Origin of the sequence: Litchfieldia alkalitelluris (assembly GCF_002153425.1) — a bacterium.
Classification (GTDB): domain Bacteria; phylum Bacillota; class Bacilli; order Bacillales; family Salisediminibacteriaceae; genus Evansella; species Evansella alkalicola.
Genome location: NZ_KZ119600.1, coordinates 1698617 through 1712972, shown reverse-complemented (window position 1 = coordinate 1712972; position 14356 = coordinate 1698617). Strand labels below are relative to the sequence as shown.

General features: G+C 36.5%; 15 protein-coding genes. All 15 read right to left on the bottom strand.

Annotated elements, in window-relative coordinates; all coding sequences use genetic code 11:
- Positions 1–118: 118 nt before the first annotated feature.
- Entirely contained in the window at positions 119–1303 is a 1185-nt protein-coding gene (locus tag BW724_RS07985) for an ABC-2 transporter permease (RefSeq protein WP_176371343.1), read from the bottom strand.
- Entirely contained in the window at positions 1300–2157 is an 858-nt protein-coding gene (locus BW724_RS07980; RefSeq protein ID WP_088074727.1) for an ABC transporter ATP-binding protein, read from the bottom strand. The genes BW724_RS07985 and BW724_RS07980 overlap by 4 nt, the downstream gene beginning before the upstream one ends.
- Position 2158: 1 nt before the next feature.
- Entirely contained in the window at positions 2159–2539 is a 381-nt protein-coding gene (locus BW724_RS07975) for a GntR family transcriptional regulator (RefSeq protein ID WP_088074726.1), read from the bottom strand.
- 266 nt (positions 2540–2805) lie between these two features.
- Positions 2806–3279, bottom strand: a complete 474-nt coding sequence (gene greA, locus BW724_RS07970; RefSeq protein WP_088074725.1) for a transcription elongation factor GreA — start codon at positions 3277–3279, stop codon at positions 2806–2808.
- 363 nt (positions 3280–3642) lie between these two features.
- Positions 3643–4278 carry a uridine kinase gene (gene udk / locus BW724_RS07965; protein ID WP_088074724.1) on the bottom strand — a complete coding sequence of 212 codons (636 nt, stop codon included), beginning with the start codon at positions 4276–4278 and terminating at the stop codon, positions 3643–3645.
- Complete coding sequence (locus BW724_RS07960) at positions 4279–5571, bottom strand: peptidase U32 family protein (protein WP_088074723.1); 1293 nt, start codon at positions 5569–5571, stop codon at positions 4279–4281. It abuts the gene before it with no gap.
- Positions 5572–5586: 15 nt separating this feature from the next.
- A complete protein-coding gene (locus BW724_RS07955; RefSeq protein WP_088074722.1) occupies positions 5587–6522 on the bottom strand; it encodes a peptidase U32 family protein in 936 nt (311 codons plus the stop codon).
- Between the two features lie 16 nt (positions 6523–6538).
- The gene (locus BW724_RS07950) at positions 6539–7171 is read right to left on the bottom strand and encodes an O-methyltransferase (RefSeq protein WP_088074721.1); all 633 of its coding nucleotides are present in this window, start codon (positions 7169–7171) and stop codon (positions 6539–6541) included.
- 122 nt (positions 7172–7293) lie between these two features.
- Positions 7294–8421 carry an endolytic transglycosylase MltG gene (mltG, locus tag BW724_RS07945; RefSeq protein ID WP_088077764.1) on the bottom strand — a complete coding sequence of 376 codons (1128 nt, stop codon included), beginning with the start codon at positions 8419–8421 and terminating at the stop codon, positions 7294–7296.
- Between the two features lie 296 nt (positions 8422–8717).
- Positions 8718–9026, bottom strand: a complete 309-nt coding sequence (locus BW724_RS07940; RefSeq protein ID WP_235848924.1) for a DUF1292 domain-containing protein — start codon at positions 9024–9026, stop codon at positions 8718–8720.
- Between the two features lie 33 nt (positions 9027–9059).
- The gene (gene ruvX, locus BW724_RS07935; protein ID WP_088074719.1) at positions 9060–9473 is read right to left on the bottom strand and encodes a Holliday junction resolvase RuvX; all 414 of its coding nucleotides are present in this window, start codon (positions 9471–9473) and stop codon (positions 9060–9062) included.
- A 2-nt stretch (positions 9474–9475) separates the two neighbouring features.
- Entirely contained in the window at positions 9476–9742 is a 267-nt protein-coding gene (locus BW724_RS07930; RefSeq protein ID WP_088074718.1) for an IreB family regulatory phosphoprotein, read from the bottom strand.
- A 196-nt stretch (positions 9743–9938) separates the two neighbouring features.
- Positions 9939–12575: an alanine--tRNA ligase gene (gene alaS / locus BW724_RS07925; RefSeq protein WP_088074717.1), complete on the bottom strand. Its 2637-nt coding sequence runs from the start codon at positions 12573–12575 to the stop codon at positions 9939–9941.
- 409 nt (positions 12576–12984) lie between these two features.
- Complete coding sequence (locus tag BW724_RS07920) at positions 12985–14061, bottom strand: AI-2E family transporter (protein ID WP_088074716.1); 1077 nt, start codon at positions 14059–14061, stop codon at positions 12985–12987.
- 82 nt (positions 14062–14143) lie between these two features.
- A complete protein-coding gene (locus tag BW724_RS07915) occupies positions 14144–14338 on the bottom strand; it encodes a hypothetical protein (protein WP_088074715.1) in 195 nt (64 codons plus the stop codon).
- Positions 14339–14356: the final 18 nt, after the last annotated feature.

The window sequence follows — 14356 nt, the reverse complement described above, 5'->3', positions numbered from 1 at the left end:
GTCCTATTTATTATAATCTATGCAAATATAAATTTCGAGATTACTTTTTATTCTTTGTCTGTCATTCATGTATTTTCACTGAAGAAAAATCTTCCAACCAACTAATATATTCACTGATTTATTCATTAATCCATTGTAATTCTTTTTCTCCATCAAATAGCCATTTACTTTGTAGCAAGAATTGAAAATCATCCCCATTGTAATTATTCATAAGAAAGTCGTGTTCTTCCTTTGTCAGCCAGTTTGGAGCATTTGTCTGATATGTATAGAATTCATCCTGATAAGAATTTAACAAGTCAACAAGTCGTACTCCAAAACCATTCAACCCAAGTAACTCCTCTGGTTGTCCAGAGACATGCACTTGTACGAAAACGTCACTATATGTTGTCCAGTAACGATCTACATCCAAATGGTCAGTAGTTAAGTCAAATTCTATAAAAACATTATACTCTTCAACGTCCTCATAAAAATAGCTATCAATAATGACATCTTCCACTTCTATTTCTTCCAGCGATATTCTTATTTCATTAATAGTCCAAGACTCAGCCATAACCAGTGCTATAGTAAAAGAAATATAGATAGTAAGAACAAACAAAGTAATTGGAAGAATATTATTTTTGTTTAACTTCCTTAATTTGTAACACCAAACAGCAATAAAATAGGACATAATTAATATTCCAATCGTAATAGGTAATAAAAAACTGCCCATCTTCTCTTGGAATAAATTCGGTATTGTTAATTCATGAACCCAATTAAAATACAATGGTGGCAATACTAAAATGTAGAAAATATAGAAAGCTGTAACTATCCTTATTGCCCATGTAGCAACATTACTATTTTTCGCAAAATAAAAAGGTAGGTAAACTGAGATCATAATAATCACAAGAAAAGTAATGACATTAAAATATGCAGTAATGCCCAATTCTACAAAATTATTTCCTCCAACTCCAGAAAAGAGATGTACAACCACACCTAAAAAGAAGTTTATCACTAATAAAATGAATACTAGAAGGAAACTTGAAAAGTATCTTGAAAGTATTAACGTATCTCCTTTAATAGGAGCTTGAAGCATACGTTCATTTACCCTATTTAAATCCTCCACACGATTCACATGAGAAACTAATCCATATCCTAAAAAAGCACTACTCAACAAAGGAATAAAAATCAACTGGCCAATATCGAGTGATTGAAATAAAACTAAATAAAAAATAAATCCCCAAACTGCAAGCTTAACTAGCATTACAAACAGCCAAACATTTTTTGTAGATAATAAATCTCTCTTTATTAATGCTTTTAGTTTCAAGATACATCTCCCCCATTTTCAACGACGTATAGAAATATATCATCAAGGGTCGGCTTTTTAATTACTACGTTTTCAGGAAGAGTGTCTACTAATTCTGTTAATACAACCCCTTTTGTCTCCACGCCTGTAGTAATAGCAATTACACCTTCTCTTTCATGAATCATCTCATTTGGTGGCAGGGAGAAGAGTCGATAATTTTGTCTGATCTCTTCCACTTCCCCATATTCAGTTACCTGGCCGTCACGCATAAATACGACATGATCACATATTCCTTCAACGTCCTTTGTATAGTGAGTGGAAATGATAATAGAACAATTATTATCAGCAATATAAGCTTGTAGTAAATCAAAGAATTGCTGTCTAGAAATACTATCTAAACCGTCCGTAGGCTCATCTAATAAAACTATCTTGGGTTGATGTCCCAGTCCGAAGAGAAGATTAAGTTTCATTTTCATCCCTTTCGAAAGCTCGTGTATCTGTACATCCGTCCTTACTTTAAATTTAGTTAGCCACAAGTGAAACCAGTCTTCGTCCCATGTTTCATGCAAACTTGCAACAAACTCAATAGCCTGATTTACGGTAAAATCACTGTACATTTGGATGTCATTTGATATGTATGTCATATATTTTCGAATGGTCGGATCTAAAAAATCAATTTCTACACCACGATAATATACTTTCCCTTTTTGAAATGGTGGAAGGCCACATAAACCTTTCAACATTGTGGTTTTTCCAGCACCGTTTCTTCCTATCACAGCAGTTATCATCCCTTTTGGTATTTGAAGGTCTATCGGACCTAATTGAAACCTTCTATAGTTAGTCATGCCTTGCCATACTTCCAAATGATATGTCATCCTACCTCTCCCCCTCTTCCAAGCATTTTCTCATAATTTGCCTCATATCATCGTTTGACAAATGGAGCTGCTTCCCAAATACCAATAACTCGTCTGTTTTTTCTTTGAATTGTCTCTTCTTCATATTCTTACGTTCATCATCTAACTGTAGCTTCACATAACTGCCTTTGCCTGCCCTTGTAAAAATATAGCCTTCCTGCTCTAAATCTTGATAAGCCCGTTTTACGGTAATCACACTTGTCCGAGCTTCCTTGGCTAACCTTCGAATCGACGGAAGCTCTTCACCAGGTTGTAACGAACCATTAAGTATCTCTCTTATAAGCTGCTCCTTCACCTGTACATATAAGGGGCGGGCATCTTCGTCATTTAAGTGTATCCACATAGCATATCATCACCTCATAAATATATCTTTTTTTGTTGGGGTGTTTTCTAAAAGATTGTCGTTTTAATGTATTAAATACACTAAAAACGTTACAGGTGAACACTTTCCTTGATCAAGTTACCATAACTGTGCACACATCTGTGTATAACGTATATATACAGTGTATATAGATTAGTATGATTATGTCAATAAAATTTATTGAAGCATTTCACAATATAAAAAAACCCTTATGTAGCGGAATCTACATAAGGGTTAAAGTACATATTTTATTTTACCTCTAGTATCTCTACTTCCATATCTCCACCAGGTGTTGATACGGAAACTTTCTCGCCTACTTTTTTACCCATAAGACTTTGGGCCATTGGAGAATCATTTGAAATTTTCCCTTCCATAGGGTCCGCTTCAGCACGTCCTACAATCGTGTATAGTTCTTCTTCTCCATCTGGTAACTCCTTAAACTTTACAGTTTTACCTAAAGAAACTGTCGATGGATCAGAGTTATCTTCTGAAATAATTTCAGCGTTTCTAATCATCTTTTCTAATTGATTGATACGTCCTTCCACGAAGGCTTGTTCTTCTTTAGCAGAGTCGTACTCAGAGTTCTCAGAAAGATCCCCAAAGCTACGTGCAACCTTTATACGTTCAACCACTTCTTTTCTTCTTTCAGTTTTTAATACTTCAAGTTCCTTTTCTAACTTCGCTTTCCCCTCTAAAGTCATATAATGTTTTTCTTCTGTCATTGTCCTTCACTCCTTCAACCTGTTCAAAGTAACGTTAGTGAGCGCTTACATATGTAGTTTGTCAGCACTCCGTCTACTTCTTTATTTTTGTAAGATAGTTTTTTCAGAAACGGTATTTATTTGCACCATATGAAGAATATAAAAAAAAATGAATAATTCAGTATTATATTGGCTCATTTATTCGTCAGTGCTGAGTTGCATGACCCTAAACATAGCCATTATATAAATGTCAGCGCCCAACAGTTTCCTCTTCCCTTCTGTTGTGATAAGGAATACGGTTGTTGGGACGCTGATTTACTATTTCATATTGATTCAAAAAATACGTGCCGTTTCTATTGTTATATATTTACTTCTCTTATGCTATTACAAAATTGCCTTTTCTTCAAGAACAGTTTTTATTTTTGTTACCATTAAATCGATCGCAACTTGATTTTGACCCCCTTCAGGGATAATTACATCAGCATATCGTTTCGTTGGTTCTATAAATTGTAAATGCATAGGGCGAACAACAGTTGTATATTGATCAATGACAGAATCGATCGTTCTTCCGCGTTCTTTAATATCTCTAATAAGGCGTCGAATGATACGTACATCAGAATCCGTATCCACAAACAACTTAATGTCCATCATATCACGTAAGCGCTCGTCCTCCAAAATAAGGATTCCTTCTAAAATAATTACATCACGTGGCTCCACAACGACCACTTCACTTGAGCGGGTGTGATTGGCGTAATCATAGACAGGCTTATGAATCGTTAATCTGTTTACTAACGACTGCAAATGGGACAATAATAAGTCATTATCAAAGGCTAATGGATGGTCGTAATTAGTTTTTAGTCTTTCCTCCATTGGCAGGTGGGCTTGATCTTTATAGTATGAATCTTGTTCAATCATTAGGATATCCTGGTTGCGAAACTTACAATAGATTTCATTTGCTACTGTCGTTTTTCCTGAACCAGAGCCCCCTGCAACTCCGATAATAATTGGTTTTTTACTCATTTACGGTGTTTCCTTTCGCATCATATTATTAGGGTATACAGGCTTATCCACTTTGAATTTAACAATTTGTAATGGATGGCGTGCTGCATCAAGCTCTTCTCCATCCTCATCCCAAATTTTATCTACTGTTTGAGAAAAGTTATTGATCTCAGGGCCAAAGAATTCCACTTCATCACCAGGGCGGAAATGGTTTCTTTGCTGAAGGGTAACCATGCTTGTCTCTGCATCATAGTCTAACACAAGACCAGCAAAGTCAAACGTCGTTTTTTGACTATGATTTCTAAAAAGTTGCTCTTGATAACCTGGTGTATTCTCAAAGAAAGCGGGAGCTGTCGGACGGTTAGCACATTTTGCTAACTCCTTAAGCCACTCAGGATCTATTTTAAAATTATCTGGATCCGCACAATAGGCATCAATTACTTTTCGATACACACTAACAACAGTAGCAACATAATGGATAGATTTCATTCTACCTTCAATTTTTAGACTATCAATCCCTGCTTCAATCAGCTTAGGAATAGCTTCCACTAAATTCAAATCTTTTGGTGACATTGCGAAAGGTGCATCATCATTATCAAATAGTTTCACTTCTTCTACTGATTTGTTTGAGGTAGTATCCTTACTATCCTCTGCATACAGGAAGTAATCCCAGCGACATGACTGGCAACAACCACCACGGTTAGAATCACGAGCAGTCATATGGTTACTTAACACACATCGACCCGAATAAGAAATGCACATTGCTCCATGAATAAAAGTTTCTATTTCAATATCCACATTTTTTTTCATTTCAAGCATCTCTTCAAGTCCAACTTCTCGTGCTAAAACCACACGCTCTAGTCCTTCATCTTTCCAAAACTTTACTGCCTGCCAGTTGGACAAGGATTGCTGTGTGGACAAATGAACCTCAAGCTTTGGTGCCACGCTTTTGCATGTTTCAATGATAAGGGGATCAGCTACAATAATTCCCCAAATCCCAACTCGTTCTAAATCTTGGAGATATTCCTCCAATCCATCCATATTTTCATTATGGGCGAAGATATTAGTTGTAACATATATTCTTGCATTATACTTCTCAGCAAATTGAACACCTTCAGCCATTTCTTCAATAGAAAAGTTATCAGCATTCGAACGGAGTCCAAATTCCCTTCCTCCAATAAATACAGCATCGGCTCCATATTGAACCGCAATCTTAAGTTTTTCAAGATTACCTGCTGGAGCCAATAGCTCAGGCTTTTTCACGATAATACGTTTACCCTCTGCTGTTTTTGTTGCAATTGTTTCTGTACCCATCGCTATCACTCCTTATTAATAAACTGTTTCTTTAAAGAAGAAACCAGTGTCAATATCACGGTTAGGTGGTTGTAATGACTTAACCGTCTCAATATAATACTCCTTCTTATCGTCATACTCATCTGGGTTAGTTAAATATAAATCAATAGCTTCTCGGTAAAGGGCAGTAATCTTTTGAATATATTCACTGTCTTTTAAAATACCATCGATTTTAAAGGAATCTACCCCTGCGTCAATCATCTCTTCTAATTCATCAATAATACAGATATCCTTTGGACTCATAATATGTGTTCCATTTTTATCTTCCCAGATAGGATATTTTGCGTCCCGCTCTGGATCATGCAAGAACAACGAACGGTCTTTACTACGACCTTCTACCTTTAAATCTTTACCTTGAAACTCCATATAATTCCCAATTAATGTACGCTTAGATTGAAACATACATGTCATTCCGTGGACTTGTACTTCTATTTCAACCTTTGCATTTTCTTTTATTTCAATAATGGAGTCCATATTGAGTTCTCGAGCTAGGACGGCTCTAGATGCCCCTTTTCTTCCCCAATAATTTGCTGTATACCAATTCGTTGCTGTTGTTTCTGTATTCCAATGAAACTTAATAGGTAAATCTGGACTTACCTCTCTTGCCGCCATTAATACTGCAGGGTCTCCAAATACTATCGAATCCACCTTTATATCATTTAAAAACTTTATATAATCTGGAAGTTCTGGAAGCAGGTCATTGTGAAAAATCGCATTCATAGCAACGTATACTTTCACATGATTCTTATGTGCTATTCTTACTGCCTCTTCTACTTGCGTTCTATTAAAATCTCCTGCCAATCGAAGTCCATAACGCTCTTCTCCAATCATGATGGCTGTTGCCCCTGCATGGACAATAGACTCTATGTCTTCTACACAAGTGGGAGTAACCAATAATTCAGGTTTATTCATTAACTTCACCTTCTTTTTAACCTTTTTTTATACTAACTAATACACCGTCACCTATCGGATAAATCATAGATGAAAACCGAGGATCACTCATTAATTTTTCATTATAGCTTCTCAGTTTCTGCACCATACCCTCAATACGTTTATGTGATGGAACCTCACCTGCTACCATCCCTTTAAAAAGTATATTATCAGAGATAACTAAGCCTCCTGTAGAAATCATCGGCTCATACAGTTGAAAGAATTTCTCATATTGTCCTTTTGCCGCATCAATAAAAACTGCATCATAAGGAGCAAAAGCCGATACTTCATCTTGCAGGTCAAGTGCATCTCCCTCTATTACTTTTATACGTTCGTGTAAGCCTGCTTCCGTTATATTTTCCTTTGCTATTTTCAAACGCTCAATATCTCGCTCAATTGTTACGATGTTAGCAGGTAGACTTTGAGCCATTTTTATAGCTGAATAGCCAATTGCAGTGCCTATCTCTAATATGTTTCTCGGCTGGTGCAACTCTAATATCTGTAATAACATGTGTAGACCAGTCTTCTCCATTATTGGAACGTTATGGTCAGATGCATACTTCTCTATTCTTTCTATGAAAGGGTCGTTTCCAATAGGTATTAATGATGCTATATAGTCTTGTATGTCCATAAAAAAAGCGCCTCCTTTGGCAGCCCTTTTACCATCTATTTGATCCACTAAAACTTTGATCGATATATTTTAACATAAAAGGAGAGAGAATGCGAATAATCACATTCTCTTTCTTTTATAGCTTATCTATATTGCTGTATTGCCCTATTATGCTCTTCGAAATCCTCGGAGAAGTATACATTTCCACTTGGTGCATGATAGAAGAATAAATAATCATGAACCATTGGGTTTAGTACAGCTCTTATAGATGCCTCTCCTGGACTGTTAATAGGGCCAATTGGAATTCCATGTACATGATAAGTGTTATACGGAGATCGGATTTCCAAGTGCTCATTTAAGGTTCTAGAAAATCTCTCCCCATGGGCATAGCCTACAGTTGGATCCATTTCAAGTCGCATATTAGCCGTTAAACGGTTAAAGATGACACCTGCGATTTTTTCCCGTTCCTCATCATTCCGAGCCTCACCTTCAACAATTGACGCCATAGTCAATATTTCATGATAGGTATATTCCGATTCTCCTGCACCATTTGCCGTTAAGATTGCAGCAGTACGGTCTAGCATCGTCTGAATTACTTGCTCAGCCTCTACCTCTTCTTCTACAAAGTCATAACGAGCTGGGAATAAATATCCCTCAAGAGGCCATCGTATTTCATCATCTAGAATAACATCTTCTAACATGGCATACCTGTCAATTAATTCTTGAAGGTATTCTTCATCATTTAGTGTCTCCACTAAATCTTCCTCTTCTAAATTAGTTTCTTCAACAATAATTTGTATTGCTTCTTCAAGCCATCTTCCTTCAGGGATTGTAAAAGTTAAATTGTAATCTAAATATACGGCACCTTGTTTTAACTCATCAATAATTTGATCCATTGGCATGGCTTTAGTTAGTTCATAGTCTCCTGCTTGAAACCCACTTTCATTTGTAAACCTTACATATAAACGGAATATATCTGCACTACTGATTACACCGTTTTCTTCTAGTATATTACCGATACTAGTACTCGTCGACCCAATTGGAATCGAAACCTCTACAATCGTATCATCCTCTTCATCCACAGGACCAATGGCTGATACAACATAGTTATATGCAGCATAAGCACCACCAGATATAGCTAATAAGATTATCATTAAGCAGACAAAGACAATTCGTCGAACTACACTCGCTTCTTTTTGCTTTTCTACTAATTTTTCCCTATTTATTTTTTTCTTCGTTTCTCTTTTCTCTTTTTTATCATTCTTTTCCATTGACAAAACAAAGTTCCCCCTTCCATCCATCTATTATACTATATAAACCAATAATTTCGATGTTTCTTGTCGAACCATTTGACATTTTAAGTCAATCATCAGATTTTGTCACTAAAAACTATTATAATACAACTATTCCTAATGGAAAAGCCAATTAATTATTGCAAGCTTACTATAAACTAAAATTCTAAATTCAACCAAATATTTATGTAGACATAGCCCCTTATGCAAATTAGTTGCACAACTAGGTTGAAAATAAAAAGGCTGTTGGAATTAACCCAACAGCCTACTTGCTATCATTCTTCGTCTTCTTCTTCTGTAAAAGTTGTTAGTAATTCTTCAACCATATCCCACTCTTCATCGGTTTCTATAGGGTAGAGGGATAGATCTTCCCCATCTGGTTCCTCATATCTAAATGCTGTAACTTCCACTTCATCATCGTCAGATTCATTAGATCCACCTGGAACTAAAACCATATATGATGTCCCTTTTTCATCCACATCAAAGGTGAACAGTATTTCAAAGAGATGTTCATCACCATTTTCATCCGGGATAATAATTCGATCTTCATCTGCTTCAGGGCGTTTAATATCATACTTTTGCACCATAATACCTCCTTCTGACTATAATAGTTTGCTCTATTGTTTACGATCTAAGTATCCTTGTAAAATCATAACAGCAGCCATCTTATCAATCACTTTTTTTCTCTTTTTACGGCTCACATCTGCTGATACTAACATTCTTTCAGCAGCAACTGTCGTTAACCTTTCATCCCATAAATCTACTTTAATATTAGTTATATTATTAAGCTTTTCCGCAAATTCCTGACACAATTCACCACTTGGTCCGATTGTTCCATTCATATTCTTGGGTAAACCTACAACGATAGTACTGATTTCATGCTCTTTAATAATTTCTTGAAGACGTTCAAAATCCTTTTCTTCATTATGACCACGTTTTATTGTCTCTAAACCTTGAGCAGTCCAACCAAATGCATCACTAACAGCAACGCCTATCGTTTTCGTGCCAACATCTAATCCTAAAACTTTCATTGCTACACCTTTTCATGTTGAGAAAGATAAGACCTCACTAATTCCTCAATAATTTCGTCCCTTTCAATTCTACGAATGAGTGAACGGGCATCATTATGACGGGGAATATAGGCAGGGTCGCCTGATAATAAGTAGCCAACAATCTGGTTTATCGGATTGTAGCCCTTTTCTTCTAGAGAAGAGTAAACTGTCAGTAATATTTCTTTTACATCTTCATCTAAAGAATCGTCATTAAAATTAAACTTCATTGTATTATCCATTGAACTCATAGAAAAACACCTCTCTCCATGTTTGCAAAAAATGACAGGAACTGGGAACCAATGCTTATACTAATCGGCTTTCTAAAAAGAAATGATAAAGGATTGTTGTTAATTGCTATAAGCGCGAAACTCCTGCGACAATAAACAATAACAAAGATATAAATTAGACATGCCTTTTTCCTTATTGTACACGAATAAGAAAGAATTAGTAATTTCTTTTTACTAAATCAGGAACTATTTTCAATGCTTCTCCTAGCTGCTCAGGATTTTTTCCGCCGGCCTGTGCCATATCAGGGCGTCCTCCGCCCCCACCACCACAGCGAGTTGCAACTTCTTTCACTATTTTACCAGCATGATGGCCTGACTTCACTAAATCCTGCGAAACACTCGTCACAATATTTACTTTATCATTGTTAACCGAAGCAAGAACGAGAATACCTGAATCAAGCTTTTCTTTTAAAGAATCTGCCATTTGACGTAAACGGTTCATATCAGATACATTCACTTGTTTCACAAGTAGTTTTATTCCTTCAACCTCTTCCACTTCATTTAGGATATTTCCTGCTTCTAAATTACTTAATTTAGCTGACAGTGATTCGTTTTCCCTTTCTGTTTGCTTCAATTGCTTCTGAAGTTGTTCAATACGTAGTGGAACGTCCTTTACTTTAGACTTTAAACGTTCTGCAGCAGTTTTTAGAACATCTACTTGGTCGTTCATCAGTTCATACGCCTTTTTGCCTGTAACAGCTTCTATTCGACGAACACCGGCACCTATTCCTCCTTCAGAGGAAATCTTAAATAATCCTATTTCAGCAGTATTATTAACGTGGCATCCTCCACATAATTCTAAACTATACTCCCCTACTTGAACAACTCGGACTGTCTCTCCGTATTTTTCACCAAATAGTGCCATCGCACCCATTTCCTTTGCTTCGTTCAAGCTTTTGTACATCGTGTTTACTAAAATACCATCCCATACTTTTTCATTAACGATTTTCTCAATTTTTTCAAGTTCTTCTTCCGTAACCTGACCAAAATGAGAAAAGTCAAAGCGGAGTCTCTCCTCTGATACAAGTGATCCAGCTTGGTTTACGTGCTCTCCTAATACATCCTTTAATGCCTGATGTAACAAATGAGTAGCCGTATGGTTTTTAATAACCCCTTTTCTATTTTTCGAATCTACTTTGGCCGAAAAAGTCATTTCCAAATCTAGTGATCCTTTTACCACTTCAACCGTATGAAGGTTTTGGCCATTTGGAGCCTTTTGAACATCTAGGACTTGCAGTTCAGTATCTTCGTTTCTAAAGGTACCTTTATCTGCAATTTGCCCACCACTTTCAGCGTAGAAAGGTGTTCGGTCAACAATGACTTGTACCGTATCGCCAACAGACGCTGTTCTTACAAGTTCCTTATCTTTCACAATAGCTTTGATAACAGACGGAATTTCAAGTACATCGTAGCCAAGAAATTCACTTTTTTCTGTAATTTTACCTAAAGTCTCATCTTGTGATTGCATGGATCCCGAATCTTGCCTAGCAGCACGTGCCCGTTCTCTTTGCTTTTTCATTTCCTCTTCAAAACCAGCTCTATCAATATTTAATCCAGCTTCGTGAACATATTCCTCTGTTAAGTCAACTGGGAAACCATACGTATCATAAAGTTTAAAAACATCTTCACCACTGATTAATTGAATGTTATTTTTCTTAGCTTGATCTATTACACCTTGCAAGATGTTTAAGCCTTCGTTTAATGTTTCATGAAATCTTTCTTCTTCATTTTTTACTACCTTTTGAATGAACTCTTCTTTCTCCTGTACTTCAGGATAGAACTCCTTCATAATCCCCCCAACTACTGGGACTAAATTATACATGAAGGGTCGATCTATTCCAATTTGTTTTGCATAACGAACGGCACGGCGTAAGAGCCTTCTTAATACATAACCTCGTCCTTCATTAGAAGGTAGGGCTCCATCTGATACTGCAAAAGTAACTGTTCTAATGTGGTCAGCAATAACTTTAAATGCCGTATCTGTATCTTCTGTTTTACCATAACGTTCATTTGCAAATTGTTCTGTTGCCTCGATAATTGGAACGAATAAATCTGTATCAAAATTAGTTTGTGCATCCTGAATGACAGAAACCATTCGCTCTAGTCCCATTCCCGTATCAATATTTTTCTTCGGAAGTGGTGTATAACTACCATCGGAATTATGATTGTATTGAGAAAAAACAAGATTCCAAATTTCTAAATAACGCTCATTCTCTCCACCAGGGTACATTTCTGGGTCATTTGGATCATTACCGAAAGCTTCCCCCCGGTCATAGAAGATTTCAGTGTTGGGACCACAAGGGCCTTCTCCTATATCCCAAAAGTTCTCTTTCAAACGAATAATTCTTTCTTCAGGTAACCCAATTTCCTTATGCCAAATTTCAAAGGCTTCATCATCATCTGGGTAAATGGTTACTGATAGCTTCTCAGGCTCAAACGCGACCCATTTGTCACTGGTTAAGAATTCCCATGCCCAATGAATGGCTTCCTTTTTGAAATAATCACCTATGGAAAAGTTCCCTAGCATTTCAAAAAAAGTATGGTGTCTCGCAGTCTTACCAACATTCTCAATATCATTTGTACGAATAGATTTTTGAGCATTTGTGATTCTAGGATTTTCTGGGATAACACGGCCGTCAAAATATTTCTTTAACGTTGCTACTCCACTATTAATCCATAATAATGATGCATCATCATGTGGAACCAGTGAAGCACTAGGTTCCACGTCATGCCCCTTCTCTTTAAAAAAATCTAAATACATTTGTCTAACTTCAGCAGACGATAGTTTTTTCATCTTGTATCCTCCCTAATCTCATTTTCAATATAACAGAATCTTTCCCATAGATAACTTTGTGCCCAGTAGTAGCTGTAGTATTTGATGAAATACAAAAAACTCCCATCCCTAATACAGGGACGAGAGTAAACTCACGCGGTACCACCCTGGTTACAACAGTAAAATACACAACATACTGTTGCCACCTTCAGCACGAATAACGGTCGTGTACCGGCAGGTTTTTGCCTGCTCTCAGGAGTAGCTAATCCTTAACCTTCATCTAGAATTTCTCTCAGCCATGGAAATTCCTCTCTGAATGTTGCAACCACAAACATATTATAGATGGGACTTTAAGGATTCAATTCCGTCATCAAATTAGTTAATTATGAAAATTCTACTGATGTCATTATAGAAATTAGAAATACGTTTGTCAATAATAGACGCCCTTTCTTTCCCTAATTATTCTACGTAAATGGATTAAGATTACCCTTAGTACTGTTAATATGGGGACAGACAAGATTAAACCAATTACCCCTGCCACCTCTCCCCCCACCACTAAGGCGAAAATGATGAGTACAGGGTGCATATGTAGGCTTTTACCTACAATAATTGGAGCTAAAATATTTCCTTCAACAATCTGTACGATGAATGTGACTATCACTGCAAATATCACTAGTTGAAAAGACTCCGTTAAGGCAATAAAAACAACAGGTACCATTCCAATAATAGGACCAAAATAAGGGATAACATTAGTTAGACCAATAAACACAGCTAAAAGCAAAGCGTAAGGCATGTCAATAATAATAAAGCCGATGTACGCTAATATACCTACTGCTATACAAACAAGTAATTGCCCCCTAATATAAGCACCTAACGATTCATCTATTTCCTTAACTAGCCTTTCCCCCTCTTCCCTAAAAGCTTTAGGGGTTAGGTACCAACAAACTTTTCTCACAAGCATCATATCTTTTAACAAGTAAAACACCAAAAACGGAATAACTATTAAGATTAACATCCAATCCATTAACTGCCTCAGAAACCCACCAACCTTTGTTAAGGATTCTGCTATATATGCTTCGCCTGCTTGTAGCCATTGCTCCGCTCGATCTTGAAATGTAGATGGTAGCACTTCCGCTTGTTCATGAATTGTGTTAACAAAACTAGCATAAGTTTCTGCCATCTGAGGCATGTGTTCAATGAACTCCTGACCTTCTTCCATTATGTATGGCGTTCCTTTAAACAAAATCCATATAAAAAAGACTAAAAACAAAGTGTAAATGATTAATATCGAGATAGGCCTAGGGATATTTTTTTTTGAAAGCTTTTCTACAATGGGATGTAAAACATATGCGATTAGACCTGCAACAAAGAAAGGGACAATTATCCTTAAAACAATTTCAAAAAATGGTCTCATATAGGATAGGATAAGAAAGAACATGTACAACACAAGACCACATAGAAGAATAAGAGATAATCTAATGATCCAGGGCGTTAAGCGTTGCTGCATAATAGTCCCTCCCTAATTTAGATTGGAAAAAAAGAGGGCCCTTCCATTTGAAGTCCCTCTGGCAATTTGGAATTAGATCAAACTACTCTACATTAACTTGTCTTTCATTTTCTTCGAAGAGGTCATCTAGGGAGCTTAAGGAACCGTCCATCTCCACTTGATGTAAACAAAATCGACCGTTTACAATTGATAATTCAATAAAGCAATTCCAGCAATAATATTGGTTTGTCCCAATTTTCCCTATATCTTTCCCTTTACAATTTGGACAGCGCATCATTTTAAAATCCTCCAGACT

Excerpts from the sequence above, each read along its gene's own strand:
- BW724_RS07980 (WP_088074727.1), bottom strand. The coding sequence starts at position 2,157 with ATGACATATCATTTGGAAGTATGGCAAGGCATGACTAACTATAGAAGG.
- BW724_RS07975 (WP_088074726.1), bottom strand. The coding sequence starts at position 2,539 with ATGTGGATACACTTAAATGACGAAGATGCCCGCCCCTTATATGTACAG.
- greA (WP_088074725.1), bottom strand. The coding sequence starts at position 3,279 with ATGACAGAAGAAAAACATTATATGACTTTAGAGGGGAAAGCGAAGTTA.
- udk (WP_088074724.1), bottom strand. The coding sequence starts at position 4,278 with ATGAGTAAAAAACCAATTATTATCGGAGTTGCAGGGGGCTCTGGTTCA.
- BW724_RS07960 (WP_088074723.1), bottom strand. The coding sequence starts at position 5,571 with ATGGGTACAGAAACAATTGCAACAAAAACAGCAGAGGGTAAACGTATT.
- BW724_RS07955 (WP_088074722.1), bottom strand. The coding sequence starts at position 6,522 with ATGAATAAACCTGAATTATTGGTTACTCCCACTTGTGTAGAAGACATA.
- BW724_RS07950 (WP_088074721.1), bottom strand. The coding sequence starts at position 7,171 with ATGGACATACAAGACTATATAGCATCATTAATACCTATTGGAAACGAC.
- mltG (WP_088077764.1), bottom strand. The coding sequence starts at position 8,421 with ATGGAAAAGAATGATAAAAAAGAGAAAAGAGAAACGAAGAAAAAAATA.
- ruvX (WP_088074719.1), bottom strand. The coding sequence starts at position 9,473 with ATGAAAGTTTTAGGATTAGATGTTGGCACGAAAACGATAGGCGTTGCT.
- BW724_RS07930 (WP_088074718.1), bottom strand. The coding sequence starts at position 9,742 with ATGAGTTCAATGGATAATACAATGAAGTTTAATTTTAATGACGATTCT.
- alaS (WP_088074717.1), bottom strand. The coding sequence starts at position 12,575 with ATGAAAAAACTATCGTCTGCTGAAGTTAGACAAATGTATTTAGATTTT.
- BW724_RS07920 (WP_088074716.1), bottom strand. The coding sequence starts at position 14,061 with ATGCAGCAACGCTTAACGCCCTGGATCATTAGATTATCTCTTATTCTT.
- BW724_RS07915 (WP_088074715.1), bottom strand. The coding sequence starts at position 14,338 with ATGATGCGCTGTCCAAATTGTAAAGGGAAAGATATAGGGAAAATTGGG.